General features: G+C 63.6%; 13 protein-coding genes. 6 read left to right on the top strand and 7 right to left on the bottom strand.

Translation table 11 applies throughout. The features are described 5' to 3' along the window. The 5 genes from ACX80B_RS16960 to folE all read right to left on the bottom strand — a co-directional run. The coding region (locus ACX80B_RS16960) for a DUF222 domain-containing protein (protein ID WP_459298315.1) at positions 1-876 on the bottom strand (876 nt) is incomplete at its 3' end. A 176-nt stretch (positions 877-1,052) separates the two neighbouring features. Then, positions 1,053-1,997, bottom strand: coding sequence for a pyrimidine reductase family protein (locus ACX80B_RS16955; protein ID WP_459298313.1), 945 nt, complete (start codon positions 1,995-1,997; stop codon positions 1,053-1,055). Beyond that, positions 1,994-2,938 carry a dihydropteroate synthase gene (folP, locus tag ACX80B_RS16950; protein WP_459298311.1) on the bottom strand — a complete coding sequence of 315 codons (945 nt, stop codon included), beginning with the start codon at positions 2,936-2,938 and terminating at the stop codon, positions 1,994-1,996. The genes ACX80B_RS16955 and folP overlap by 4 nt, the downstream gene beginning before the upstream one ends. Position 2,939: 1 nt before the next feature. Next, the gene (locus ACX80B_RS16945) at positions 2,940-4,160 is read right to left on the bottom strand and encodes an NAD(P)/FAD-dependent oxidoreductase (RefSeq protein WP_459298309.1); all 1,221 of its coding nucleotides are present in this window, start codon (positions 4,158-4,160) and stop codon (positions 2,940-2,942) included. Between the two features lie 20 nt (positions 4,161-4,180). Continuing rightward, positions 4,181-4,888, bottom strand: coding sequence for a GTP cyclohydrolase I (gene folE / locus ACX80B_RS16940; RefSeq protein WP_459298307.1), 708 nt, complete (start codon positions 4,886-4,888; stop codon positions 4,181-4,183). A 96-nt stretch (positions 4,889-4,984) separates the two neighbouring features. On the opposite strand from folE, the gene ACX80B_RS16935 reads away from it, so the two are divergent. Then, positions 4,985-5,701 (top strand): helix-turn-helix transcriptional regulator, encoded by a 717-nt coding sequence (locus ACX80B_RS16935; RefSeq protein ID WP_459298305.1) that lies wholly within the window; start codon positions 4,985-4,987, stop codon positions 5,699-5,701. On the opposite strand, the gene ACX80B_RS16930 is transcribed toward ACX80B_RS16935, so the two are convergent. Beyond that, positions 5,698-6,087, bottom strand: coding sequence for a lipopolysaccharide assembly protein LapA domain-containing protein (locus tag ACX80B_RS16930; RefSeq protein ID WP_459298303.1), 390 nt, complete (start codon positions 6,085-6,087; stop codon positions 5,698-5,700). The genes ACX80B_RS16935 and ACX80B_RS16930 overlap by 4 nt on opposite strands. Before the next feature lie 85 nt (positions 6,088-6,172). Between ACX80B_RS16930 and ACX80B_RS16925 the strand changes: the two genes are divergently transcribed. Further along, on the top strand, positions 6,173-7,240 hold the full coding sequence (locus ACX80B_RS16925; RefSeq protein WP_459298301.1) for a glutathione S-transferase family protein: 1,068 nt from the start codon (positions 6,173-6,175) through the stop codon (positions 7,238-7,240). 20 nt (positions 7,241-7,260) lie between these two features. Here ACX80B_RS16925 and ACX80B_RS16920 read toward each other — a convergent pair whose 3' ends face one another. Next, on the bottom strand, positions 7,261-8,064 hold the full coding sequence (locus tag ACX80B_RS16920) for a GAF and ANTAR domain-containing protein (protein WP_459298299.1): 804 nt from the start codon (positions 8,062-8,064) through the stop codon (positions 7,261-7,263). Between the two features lie 268 nt (positions 8,065-8,332). Here ACX80B_RS16920 and ACX80B_RS16915 point away from each other — a divergent pair, with 268 nt between their 5' ends. Genes ACX80B_RS16915 through ACX80B_RS16900 form a run of 4 tightly spaced genes read left to right on the top strand, consistent with a single transcriptional unit; the run spans position 8,333 to position 12,428 of the window. Continuing rightward, positions 8,333-9,358: a FecCD family ABC transporter permease gene (locus ACX80B_RS16915; RefSeq protein WP_459298327.1), complete on the top strand. Its 1,026-nt coding sequence runs from the start codon at positions 8,333-8,335 to the stop codon at positions 9,356-9,358. Continuing rightward, complete coding sequence (locus ACX80B_RS16910) at positions 9,359-10,465, top strand: FecCD family ABC transporter permease (RefSeq protein ID WP_459298297.1); 1,107 nt, start codon at positions 9,359-9,361, stop codon at positions 10,463-10,465. It abuts the gene before it with no gap. A gap of 11 nt (positions 10,466-10,476) precedes the next feature. After that, positions 10,477-11,355, top strand: coding sequence for an ABC transporter ATP-binding protein (locus ACX80B_RS16905; RefSeq protein ID WP_459298295.1), 879 nt, complete (start codon positions 10,477-10,479; stop codon positions 11,353-11,355). Then, positions 11,352-12,428, top strand: a complete 1,077-nt coding sequence (locus ACX80B_RS16900; protein ID WP_459298293.1) for a siderophore-interacting protein — start codon at positions 11,352-11,354, stop codon at positions 12,426-12,428. The genes ACX80B_RS16905 and ACX80B_RS16900 overlap by 4 nt, the downstream gene beginning before the upstream one ends. Positions 12,429-12,498 lie beyond the last annotated feature (70 nt).

Genomic DNA, 12,498 nt, shown 5'->3' with positions numbered 1-12,498 from the left:
TGAGCCGGGGGACGGATTCCCACCCCTGCCACGATCGTTGTTGTTGTCATCGTTCAGGCCCGCAATTGGTCCATCTGGGATCGGCCCGGCGCCGAGGAGGAGGTCGGTGAACACGTCGGCACTCAGTTGGGCGCCGGTCCGCTCCTCGTCCGGGGAACGCAGGGACCGGGCGGCGTCGGTGATTCGGTTGAAGGCGGCGGTGGCGGCTTCGGCGGGCAGGTAGGCGCCGAGCCAGGCCATGCCGTCTTCGGCGGGCTGGAACCAGGCCCTGCGGTCGCAGGCTGCTTTCTTTTTCCGCCGGGCGCCGGATTCGGGATGCATCCGTTCGCGCAGGCGCTCGGCCTTGCCGGCCAGCTTCGGCCGTGGCAGGCCGGGAGCTTCGGTAAGCACTTCCTTCTCGAATTCGGGTTGGGCGTCTTCGGGGAGGGTTTGTGCCTGGTCGATGATGACCATGGCCTGGTCCCGGTTCAGTTCCCCGGTTTCGAGGCGTTCGAGCGTGGCGGGGAAAGAGCCGACCAGTTCGGTGCTTTCGAAAATGAGTTTCTGCGCTGTCCTCGTTGCGATGGTCAACGCCCCGCTGACTTCGCCCTCGACGTTCATCCGGGCCAGGCGTTCGGCGTTCCGTGACGGGCCGGCGGGATCGGCCTGGGGGACCGTGCCGGCGGAGGTTTCACAGAGCCGGGTGACCAGGCGGGCTTTGAGCCCCTCCGCCCACGCGATGAGCTGCCCGGCCGAGACCAGGGCCATGGTCGCTTCATCGAAGGACAAGACCCCGGGCACCACGTCGCCGAGTGGGCCGGCCAGTTCGGGAAGCTCGAAGGCACCGGTGGGAGCGCCGTCGCTGCTCCCGCCCTCTGGTGCTTCCTCGTTTGCCATACCTTCAGTACACCAGCCGCCACTGACATTATTCGAACAGGACGACGAGAACAGGTAACGAAACAATAACGAAAACGGCTCCGAGGTATTAGAAGTGGCTCAACGGAGGGGGCAGAGTGGTGCCGTAGTGGAGCGGGAGCAGGCAACACGTCCATCGATCCGCCGGACGACTGCCGCTAGACGGGATCGCCTGAGCCAGCATCCGTATTGACGTCGGAGTCCGTTTTCTCTCTGTTCGCTAAGTAGCGCATGAAAAGCATGTCTCCGGCGGCAAGCACGTGCCGCAGCGCCATTGGGATAGCGGCATTGCCCGCCACTGGGTTAGGGGCGTTGCTGGCTGTTCCGGGAACGCCTTCCTCAGGAGTGCTAACGGCAATCCGCATATCCTGCCCGGCAACCAGCGTCGGACTGAGGGAAAGGCAAAGTTCGTCGACAAGCCCAGCCTGCTGGAAGGAGCCAAACAGGTGCGGGCCGCCTTCGCACAGGATCTGCCGGTGTCCCCGCCCGGCGAGTTCCTTGAGCAGTATGTCAATGTCGATCCGGTTCTCCCCGCAGACGATCAAATCCGCACACCGCTCAAACTGCCGCCGTCGTTCCGGGGATGAATTCCCGCCGGTGACAACGATGGGCTTGACCGGCGCCTCGGTAAAAAAGGCACTGGCGGGCTCGAGATGCAAGCTTCCGGACACGACGGCGGGAACCGGGTGCTCTGTCAGGCCATGTTCCTGTCGCCATCGCCGGCCGTTTTCGTCCAGCAGGGAGCCGGCGTACCCCTCCGCCCGAACGGTCTGGGCGCCGATCAGGATGACATCGGCGGGCCAGCGGAGCAGATTGAAAATGCGCTTGTCCGCCTCTGATGCCAGTCCGCCGGACAAACCGTGCAGAGTCGCGGAACCGTCGAGGCTCGAGATGAAATTGAACCGCACCCAGGGATTCGCGTCACCAGCAGCTGGCGGGGCATACCACTCGAGCAGTTGCCCGTCCGTGGCTTCATCGACTGTGGGCCAGGGGAGCAGGCGGCGGATCGGAATGGAGGACGGGGCCGACGGCGGGGCGGAAGCAGCCGGGCTTGTCGCGGAAACAGGAGCGGGAAGCGGGCCGGGATTCGCTGTGTCAGTCACTCGTTCACGTCTCCCATGTTGTGCCGCAGGTATGCGGGCGGCCGGAACCCGAGGGTGGCCTCAGTGAACCGGACCGCGGAGTTGGCTGCTGCGACGTCATGCATCCGCACAATCCGGGCGCCGTTCAGGATGCATATGATGGCGGCGGCGAGCGATCCGTCCGTCCGCTGCCGTTTCTCCTGGTCCAGGGTCTCGCCAATGAAGTCTTTGTTCGAAACCGCTGCCAGGGTGGGGAATCCGAGGGCAGCAATCTCGTTGAATCGGCGGGTAAGTTCCAGTGAATGCATCGTGTTCTTGTTCAAATCGTGGCCGGGATCGATGATGATTTTGTCCGCCGAGATGCCCAGGTCCATCGCGAGTTCGGCCTTCGCCCAGAGAAAATCCGCCACCTCGGCCACCACATCCCGGTATTGCGGGCGGGGGTAGGGCGTACGCGGCGCGGCGAGGCTGTGCGTGATCACCAGATGCGCGCCGGAACGGGCGACGACGTCGGCAAGCTCCGTATTCTGCAGTCCAGTGGTGTCATTGACGACGGCGGCTCCCGCGGTAATTGCGGCCGCGGCAACTTCGGGACGGAAAGTGTCGACTGAAATAACGACGTCGGAAGCGGCGTGCACGCGTTCGATGACCGGGACCACGCGGTCCAGCTCCTCCGCAATGCTGACTTCACGGCCGGGCGCAAAGGGGGCGCCGCCAATGTCCACCCAATCAGCACCGGCGTCGACGGCGGCCAGCGCGGCAGTCACCGCAGCCTCCAATGCGAAGGTGCTGCCGGCGTCATAAAACGAATCCGGCGTGCGGTTCACGATGGCCATCAGTGCAATCTGGCGGTCAAAGTCCATAACGCGCGTGCCGAAGTCGTGTACCGCGTGCCGCAAGTCTGGCTGGAAGAAGGATGAGGCTGATGGGGAGGCGCTCAGCTCCGTTGCGCTTTTCGTCATATCAGACCTCGTCCAAGGGGACGTCCGGATCCGCCAGCCGCGTGGTTTCGACAGGGCGTGCGGAGCGGATCAGTTCCTGAATGCCGTCCTGGACGTCCCAGACATTGACGTTCATCCCGGCGACGACCTTTCCGTGCCGCAGCCAGAAGGCGATGAACTCACCGGACTCGACCGAGCCGCGGGTGACGATATCCGCACCCGGAGTCAGTGGGCCGTAGCCGGAGTACTCCATCCCGAGGTCGAACTGATCGGTATAGAAGTACGGGATATCGTTCTGCTGCACGGTCTGGCCGAGCATGGCCTTGGCCGCGGTTTTGCCTCCGGTGATTGCGTTGGCCCAGTGCTCGCTCCGCAGTCTGTCCTGCAGTACGGGATGGAAGGCGTTGGCGACGTCGCCCGCGGCGTAGATATTCGGGTCGGAGGTCTGCAGCGACTCATTGACCAGGATGCCGTTGCCGGTCGCGAGCCCGGCTTGCTCGGCCAGGCCGGTATTCGGAACGACGCCGATCGCAATCAGCATGACGTCAGCATCAATCCGGCTGCCGTCGTTTGTCACTACATGGGTGACTTTGCCGCCGTCGCCACTGATTTCCACGGCCGAGCCGGGTAGCTTGAAACGCACGCCGTGGCTGATGTGCAGGTTCTGGAAGGCGGTGCCCAGCTTGGGACCGAGCACACCCGACAGCGGGACGTCTTCGAGCCCCAGGACAGTCACCTCGTTGCCCAGCATGCTGGCGCTGGCCGCGACCTCCATGCCAATCCAGCCGGAGCCGACGACGACGAGCCGCCGGCCGCCGCCTGCAAGTGCGGCATGCAACCGGTCACTGTCTTCGACAGTACGGAGATAATGAACGCCGTCCAGCTCCGCTCCAGGAATGGGCAACTTCCGCGGGCTGCACCCGGTGGCCAATAGGAGGCGGTGGTAGCGAAGGCTGCGGCCGGACTCCAGCTGCACCTGTGACGCGGCGGGATCCAGGCTGGAAACCGAGTCGGTGACCAGTTCGACGTCGTGCTCCTTGTACCAATTTTCGGCGAGCACCGGCAGAACGGCGGCGTCGCCGGTCTGCAGGTATTCCTTGGAGAGTGGCGGGCGCAGGTACGGCTGATGATTCTCCGAGCCAATCAGCACGACCGGTCCGTCGAATCCCTCCGAGCGCAGCGTCTCGGCCGCCGTCGCTCCGGCCAGCCCGCCACCGGCAATCACCATTGATTCGGTTGTCATGATCGTTCCTCGTTCGTTCCTTATAGGTTCATCGGGGCGGAGAACTGGTCCCGCATGGGTCCGGCCACGGCAAGATCACCGTAGAAAGTTGAGGTCTGCGTCCGGGAGCCGCTGACCGCTACGCCGCGCAGGGACATGCATAAGTGCTCTGCCTCGAGGACGACACCGACCCCGCGCGGTTGCAGCGTTGCCTGCAGCCAGTCGGCCACTTGCTTGGTCAGCCGTTCCTGGATCTGCAGGTCGCGGGCGAAGAGTTCCAGTCCGCGGGCGAGCTTGGACAGGCCGAGCAGCCGGTCGCCGGGCAGGTAGCCGATGTGCGCGGTTCCGCGGAAGGGCAGTAGATGGTGGGCACACAGCGAGTGGAAGGGGATGTCCTTAACCAGGACCAGCTCCGAGTAGCCCTCGCTGTTCGGGAAGGTGGTCCACGTGCTGGTGCGAGGGGTGAGGAGCTCGTCGAAGGCATGGGCGACCCGGCGGGGTGTGTCGGCCAGGTGCGGGTCGGACGGGTCGCGGCCGAGCGCTTTGAGGAACTGCCGCATGGCCTGCTCGGCGGCGGCGAGATCGACCGTCGTCTCGAGCTCCGGCCCGGTGGGTTCGGCCAGGTCTGAACCGGTATGTTCCGCCAGCTCCGGCCGGGTAGGTTGGACAAGGTCCGGCCCGGTAGCCGTACCTGATGGTGCCTGCATCGAATCGAGCAGCATTTCCTGGGAGTCGGCGTCCAGTAACATGAAACCCACCTCATCGGATCTTCTATAATTGACAATTCTGACTTTAGAAGCGGATACTGTTGGTGTCAATAGCAGACGTCGACAGACAGGTTTCTGATGCAGGAGTTGCCGCACAGCCAGCGGATATCCGCTGTGACGTGCCTCGACGATCCATCGCGCCGGGCTTTGTTCGACCTGGTGTCCCGCAGCGGAGATCCGGTGAGCCGGGACGATGCGGCGGCGGCGCTGGAGATGTCCCGCAGCACGGCCTCATTCCATTTGGACCGGTTGGTTAAGGAAGGCCTGCTGGTCACCGAATTCCACAAGCTGGGCCAGAAGCAAGGTCCGGGCTCAGGCCGTCCGGCGAAGTTTTACCGGCCGGCGGTCAGCGAGGTATCGGCGTCAATTCCGGACCGGCACTATGAATTGGCCGGCGACCTGATGGCCGCTGCGATCACGGAATCTGCGACGTCGGGGGAGCCGGCCTCGGTCGTGCTTCAGCGGCTGGCCCGGGCGGCAGGCGAGAAAATGGGCGCCGAGGCAGGCACCATCGAAGCGGTCCTGGAACGCAATGGTTTCGAACCGGAGTCCGACGACGCCGGTGGTTTCGTGCTCGGCAACTGCCCCTTCCACCGGCTGGCGCGGAACCATATCGACGTCGTCTGCAGTCTTAACGGCGCATTGCTCGAGGGCGCGGTGGCCGGCTGCCAGGACAACCGGCATGAAGCGATTCCGGATCCCGAGGGCGTGTATTGCTGCGCCCGGATCGTCGTGAATGAACCGCGAAAGTCAGCGGCAGCGGAGCCAGGCGATGCTGGCGCCGCGGTCACTTAGCCTTGCTGTTTCCGGGCACGCCGTGCGTTGATCCGTATCTGTGCCAGCCGGGCGATGCCGGCAATGGCGACGACGGCGGCGCCCGCCACTGCCGCAATCAGCAGGGCCATGCCGAGCGGGACTGATCCTTCAAAACCGAAGAAAACGATGCTGACAGGTCCGTTATTCTGCAGGATGAAAATGATCAGCAGAATCAACAGCACGATCGACGCTGTAGTGGAAACCCACAACGCGCCGGTGCGTGAGCCGTGCTTTCGTCGCGGGCCGGCTCGGGAACCTGGCTGCTCCTTCGGGGCGGGGCCCCCAGTGCCCTCGGGGGCGGACCCAGCGGGGCCGCGTCCGCTCTCTGGCTCCGATGCCGGCGTTGAATCCGGGTTCTGGCTCATTGCGTAGTCCCTTCGGCTGTTGTTGCCCTTGACGATAGGCTAACAGCCAGTGGCCTTAGTATTTCACGAACGTGTAGGAGCAGTCATGAGCCAGACGAGCGAGAAGCAGGCAAAGACGATGGGCGAAAACAGCACGAAGGGCGCGTACGTCACGGGCGGCCAGGAGTTCAAGCGGGACACTAACTACATCGAAACGCGGATTACCAGGGATGGAGCCGACGGATACCCGGTTGAAGCCGGCCGCTACCGGCTGATCGCTGCGCGCGCATGCCCCTGGGCAAACCGGACCATCATCGTCCGTCGCCTGCTCGGGCTCGAAGACGCGCTGTCCATTGGATTCCCCGGACCCACGCATGACAAGCGGAGCTGGACCTTCGATCTGGATCCGGGCGGCAAGGATCCGGTGCTGGGCATCGAGCGGTTGCAGGAGGCGTTCTTCAAGCGCGATCCCGAGTATCCCCGCGGAATCACGGTGCCCGCCGTCGTCGACATTCCCTCCGGCGCTGTTGTTACGAATAATTTCCCGCAGATGACTTTGGATTTCTCCAGCGAATGGACTGAGTTCCAGCGCGACGGGGCCCCTGATCTTTACCCGGAGGACAAGCGCGACGAGATCGATAAGGTCAACAAGCGGGTCTTCACCGAGGTCAACAACGGGGTTTACCGCTGCGGTTTTGCCGGTTCACAGCAAGCGTACGACGACGCCTACGATCGCCTTTTCACCGCGCTCGACTGGCTGGAGGAGCGCCTGACCGGTCAGCGCTACCTGGTCAGCGACACGATTACAGAAGCGGATGTGCGGCTGTTCACCACATTGGTGCGCTTCGATCCGGTCTACCACGGGCACTTCAAATGCAACCGGAACAAGCTCAGCGAGATGCCGGCGTTGTGGGGCTACGCCCGCGACCTGTTCCAGACTCCCGGTTTCGGCGACACGATCGATTTTGAGCAGATCAAGCAGCACTACTACATCGTGCACGAGGACATTAATCCCACCCAGATCGTCCCCAAGGGTCCGGATCTGTCCGGCTGGATGAGTGAACATGGTCGAGAAGAGCTGGGCGGGCGGCCGTTCGGAGACGGAACTGCTCCGGGAACCGTGCGCGACGACGAGAAGGTCACCGCCGGGCACAGCCCCCACTACCCGGCCTGATCATCTCGAACCGGGTCCGATTACCGGGCTTCTTGACCGGGGATCTCGCCGGTGTCGGCGAGCTCTCCGGCCACGTCGATCAGCTTCATGTTGGCGTTCTGGCTGGCCTTGGCGAGGACGAGGAAGGCCTGCTGGCCGGTGAGTTTATGCCTTTCCATCAGGATTCCTTTGGCCTGGCCAATCAGATCCCGTGAGGAGAGCGCTTCATTAAGCTGCCTGGTCTTCTGTGAATCGGCAAAGGCGACGGCGGCATGTGCGGCGACCAGCAGGCCGATATGTTCGGATTCATCGCTGAAAACGTCGACGTCGCCGGCGTAGAGGTTCAGGGCACCAAGGTTGTCACCTTCGACGAAGAGCTGGAACGAGAGCATGCTTCCGGCGCCGGCCTGGAATGCGCGCGGGCTGAACTGCGGCCAGCGCTGCTCTTCTTTCATGTTGGCCACCCGGACTGTCTGCTGTTCGTAAACCGCGTCCAGGCAGGGGCCCTCTCCTACCTCCATCTGGATGGCATCGATCCGTTTTGGCAACTCGCTGGAGGCGGCACGTGAATTGACCTCCTTGCGTCCGGTCACAACGCTGACGGAGCCTTGTTCGACGCCGGGAATCAGCTCGATGGCGGCGTGCACCATGGACCGGAGGATGTCGTCGGGGTCTTCTTCGTTCTGCATGGAACGGGCGAGTTTGCTGAGGTGGACCGCGAGGTCGTCCTCGTGCGCCGCGGTTCCTTCGTTGCTGGCCGAGGGTCGGGCCACGCCGCCGGTCGATTCATCGGCAGGATCCCTGTCGTTGGATTCCTGGTCTTCTCCCTGCGGTTCTGCACTCATGCGTACAGTCTTGCACCGTCCTGGTTGCCGTGTCAGCAAGGATCCGGACGGCTGAATTAGGGTACAGATTCGTTTCCTATTAGGCGCCGCCATAGGCTAGCCTTACTTAAGTTCAGTTCAAAGGAATCGAGGAGGTGCTTACGTGGCCGTGGCCCCTGATACCCGGCGCACCCCTGCGGACGGAACAATCAGCACAAGGTTGCCTCCTTCCACCACCGGCGATGAAGCATCGGCCTCCTCCGTGGACCTGCACGCCGACGCTGAATCCATCCGGGAAGTCGACTCTCTCGGCCGGCCGCCAAAGAGCCGGAACGCACTCAAACTCCTGGCCGGCGTCGTCCTTCTTGTCCTCTTCTGTGCAGCCTCCCTGGCCTTCGGCGCCAGAGCGACAAGCTTCGAGGTCGTCATCGATGCCCTGTTCAACTTCAATCCAGCCAGTGGCGACCATGCGGTGGTCCGTGCCCGGATACCTCGAACCATTACCGGCCTTTGCGTGGGTGTTGCCCTCGGCCTGGCCGGAGCCGCGATGCAGGGCGTGGCACGCAACCCGCTCGCCGACCCGGGCATACTAGGCGTGAACGCGGGCGCCGCGCTTGCCGTCGTATTCGCCATCTACTTCCTCGGCATCACCGACCTGACCGGCTACATCTGGTTCGCCTTCATTGGCGCTGCTTTTGCCTCCGTTGTCGTATATGCCATCGCGAGCATGGGTCGTGAAGGTGCGACGCCGGTCAAACTCGCGCTCGCCGGGGCCGCCCTGACCGCCGGGCTGGCTTCAATTATGAATGCCATCCTCGTCTCCTCCCAGGAAACGCTGGACAATTTCCGCTTCTGGCAGGTCGGTTCGGTTTCCGGCCGCGATTGGGACCTGATTCTGCCGGTCCTGCCGTTCCTGCTGGTCGGGCTGCTGATGACGATGTTGACCGGCCGGATCCTCAACGGTCTCTCGCTTGGCGATGATGTCGCCCGCGGGCTCGGCCAGAAGGTGGGCCTGACCCGGGCGTTTACCGCTGTAGGAGTCGTCGTTTTGTGCGGGTCCGCTACGGCGATGGCCGGTCCGATCGGGTTCGTCGGGCTGGTGATCCCGCATATGGTCCGCACGATCTGCGGTCCTGACTACCGTTGGATTCTTCCCTTCTCAGCGGTCGCCGCCCCGCTGCTGGTGATCGGCGCCGATGTGGTGGGCCGGGTCATCCTGCCCCCAAGTGAAATCCAGGCTGGAATTATGACCGCGCTGGTCGGTGCGCCAGTGTTCATCTGGCTGGTCCGGCGGCGGAAGCTGGTGACACTCTAGATGGCTTCGCTTTCGCAACGGCAGGTCCTGTACCAGCACGCGGATTCCGCCCGGAATTCTCAGCGGGAACCGCTGGAATCTCCGCACATCGAGACTGTCAGGCTGGCACGCCGCAGCAACTCGCGGCGCACCAGGGTGGTGTTGCCGTCCTTGCTGTTTGCCGTCGTCGTACTCTTTTTCGTGAATATTCTGTTGGGGACATATACGGTCACGATCCCGGACTTTTTCCGGTTGATTGGTGGGGCGGAAATTCCCGGGGCGAGCTTCATCGTGATGGAATACAAGCTTCCGCGTGCGGTGGTGGCCGTGATGATCGGCGTTGCATTCGGCGTTTCCGGCACGATTTTCCAAACCATGCTCCGCAACCCGCTGGCCAGTCCTGACATCATTGGCATCAGCTATGGAGCCAGCGCCTCGGCGGTGTTCGCCATCGTCGTTTTTGGCGCTGCCGGGCTGGCCGTGTCCCTAGCAGCCTTGATCGGTGCGCTGGTAATCGCCGGCGCCATTTATGCGCTGTCCAGGCGCGGGGGTGTGGCCGGCTACCGGCTCATCCTGGTGGGCATTGGTTTCGCCGCCATCATGGCTGCAGCCGTGTCCTATCTGTTGACCCGGACGGATATCAATACCGCCCAGGATGCTTTGGTGTGGATGAACGGATCATTGAATTCGAGCAACTGGGACCGCGCGTCCATCCTCGGCATTTCCCTGCTGGTCCTGCTGCCCCTGGCCACGGTGCTGTCCAGGAGCCTGCGCGGCTTGGAAATGGGTGACGACGCCGCAGCCGGACTTGGCGTACGGGTGGAGAAGTCGCGGCTGTTGCTGGTGCTGGCCGGCGTCGCACTTGCCGCCGTCGCCACCGCAGCTGCCGGGCCGGTCGCCTTCATCGCCTTCCTGTCCGGACCCATCGCCCGGCGGGCGCTGGGCGGCAAGGCCTCATTGACCGCGGCGGCCCTGATTGGTGCGCTGATCGTGCTCGCCGCCGATTTCGTGGCCGCCAACATGATTCCCGGAGTGTCCCTGCCGGTCGGCGTCATTACCGGTGCCATGGGGGCGCCGTTCCTGCTCTGGCTGCTGGTCTCCGCCAACCGCAACGGCACGGCCGGTTAGGAAGGACCGACATGACCACTACACATTTCCTGCAGGCGCAGGATCTGACTCTGGCCTATGACGAGCGCACCGTCGTCGAAGATTTGACGATCACCATTCCCAGCGGCAAGGTAACGATGATCGTCGGCGCGAACGCCTGCGGCAAGTCGACGCTGCTGCGCGGGCTGGCACGGCTGCTAAAACCCCGTTCCGGCTCGGTTCTGTTGGATGGAAAATCGATCCACTCGGTGCCGACCCGGCAGGTGGCCACCATGCTCGGGCTGCTGCCGCAGACACCTGTCGCGCCGGACGGAATCACCGTTGCCGATCTGGTGGGCCGCGGACGCTACCCGCACCAGGGCTGGTTCCGGCAGTGGAGCAAGGGCGACGACGCCGCCGTCGCCGCTGCTTTGGCGGCTACCGACACCCTGGAACTCGCCAGCCGGTCCGTGGACGAACTGTCCGGCGGCCAACGCCAGCGCGTTTGGATTGCCATGGCGCTGGCCCAGGAAACCGACATCCTGCTTCTCGACGAACCGACCACCTTCCTGGATGTGAGCCACCAGATTGAGGTGCTGGACTTGCTGACGGACCTGAATCACCGCGCGGGCACCACTATCGCGATTGTGCTGCACGACCTGAATCTCGCCGCCCGCTACGCCGACCACTTGATCGCGATGAAGAACGGACGGATCGCAGCCACCGGTGCACCCGCCGAAGTGGTGACCGAGGCCATGGTGCAGAACGTGTTTGGAATGGATTCCCGGGTTATCGCCGATCCCATCTCGGGCACACCCATGATCATTCCCATTGGCCGACACCATGGCGCAGCGACGGCAGCGCAGGAAGCTAAAGAAACACCGCACGAGACGAATACCAGCACCGATACGCATGCAGAGGTAAGTTCATGACCGCCACCGTTGAAGCACCTCCAATGCTGACCTTCGAGGTCGAGGTAGCAGGCATTGCCGAGCTCAGCCCCAATTTCCGCCGCATCACGTTCACGGGGGAGAGGCTCGCGCAGTTCAGCCGGGGTCCGGTCGACGAACGTGGGATACGGTCCACGCTGGACTTGCGGATTAAGCTGATGGTGCCTTCGCTGGGCCACCCGTTGCCCAGGTTCGGCACGCTGGCCCAGGGGTGGTACCAGCAGTGGCTGGCGATGGATCCGGAAACCCGCGGCCACATGCGCACGTATACGGTGCGGAATGCGCGCCTCGACGGTCCGGAAGCGGAAGCGTATGGCCCGCAGATCGATGTCGATTTCGTGATCCATCTGGACGCCGATGGCAATGGCGGACCTGCCTCGAACTGGGCGTCGAAGGCGAAGGTGGGGGACCGGTTGACCATCATCGGTCCCAATGAACTCAATGGGTCCTGCCCCGGCATCGAGTGGCGGCCTCCGGCCATGGCGCGGGGCGCGGCGGCGGGCTATGTCGACGAGCTGCACCCGCACACCCGCCGTGTCCTGCTCGCCGGCGACGAAACCGCCCTGCCCGCGATCAGCTGCATCCTCGAATCGCTTCCGGCAGACTTCACCGGTAATGCCTACGTGGAGGTACCGGATGCGGACGATTTTGTCGACATCGATACCGCTTCCGGCGTTGAGATCACCTGGCTTGCCCGCAACGGCCGTCCCCATGGAGAGGCGCTGGATGCTGCTGTCCGCGGCGGGCGCGGACTGCTCAGCACCGCTGGAATGAACCACAGGGGCGAAGAACCCGAAGATGTCGACATTGATGAAGTGATTCTCTGGGATACTCCGACGACGGCGGCGCAGCGGGCTGAGGCGGCCCCAGCGGTATCGCCGGCCCGGGACAGCCCGAACGAGCACGCCGAGTCCACGAACTTCTATGCCTGGATCGCAGGCGAGGCCGGAACGGTTAAAGAGCTGCGCCGGTATCTGGTGCGGGATCTCGGCGTCGACCGTAGACGGGTGGCCTTTATGGGGTACTGGCGGCGTGGAAAGTCCGAAGGCATCTAAGCGGCGCCGGCAAAGCGGACAATGTAGCTTTTCTAAAGCATATCTGCATAAAAATTTGCTTGTGCTAAAA

The organism is Arthrobacter monumenti, assembly GCF_054511255.1.
The sequence above is the reverse complement of the archived record's forward strand: the minus strand, read 5'-3'. Positions and strand labels throughout refer to the sequence as shown.

Excerpts from the sequence above, each read along its gene's own strand:
- folP (WP_459298311.1), bottom strand. The coding sequence starts at position 2,938 with ATGACGAAAAGCGCAACGGAGCTGAGCGCCTCCCCATCAGCCTCATCC.
- ACX80B_RS16945 (WP_459298309.1), bottom strand. The coding sequence starts at position 4,160 with ATGACAACCGAATCAATGGTGATTGCCGGTGGCGGGCTGGCCGGAGCG.
- folE (WP_459298307.1), bottom strand. The coding sequence starts at position 4,888 with ATGTTACTGGACGCCGACTCCCAGGAAATGCTGCTCGATTCGATGCAG.
- ACX80B_RS16935 (WP_459298305.1), top strand. The coding sequence starts at position 4,985 with ATGCAGGAGTTGCCGCACAGCCAGCGGATATCCGCTGTGACGTGCCTC.
- ACX80B_RS16930 (WP_459298303.1), bottom strand. The coding sequence starts at position 6,087 with ATGAGCCAGAACCCGGATTCAACGCCGGCATCGGAGCCAGAGAGCGGA.
- ACX80B_RS16925 (WP_459298301.1), top strand. The coding sequence starts at position 6,173 with ATGAGCCAGACGAGCGAGAAGCAGGCAAAGACGATGGGCGAAAACAGC.
- ACX80B_RS16920 (WP_459298299.1), bottom strand. The coding sequence starts at position 8,064 with ATGAGTGCAGAACCGCAGGGAGAAGACCAGGAATCCAACGACAGGGAT.
- ACX80B_RS16910 (WP_459298297.1), top strand. The coding sequence starts at position 9,359 with ATGGCTTCGCTTTCGCAACGGCAGGTCCTGTACCAGCACGCGGATTCC.
- ACX80B_RS16905 (WP_459298295.1), top strand. The coding sequence starts at position 10,477 with ATGACCACTACACATTTCCTGCAGGCGCAGGATCTGACTCTGGCCTAT.
- ACX80B_RS16900 (WP_459298293.1), top strand. The coding sequence starts at position 11,352 with ATGACCGCCACCGTTGAAGCACCTCCAATGCTGACCTTCGAGGTCGAG.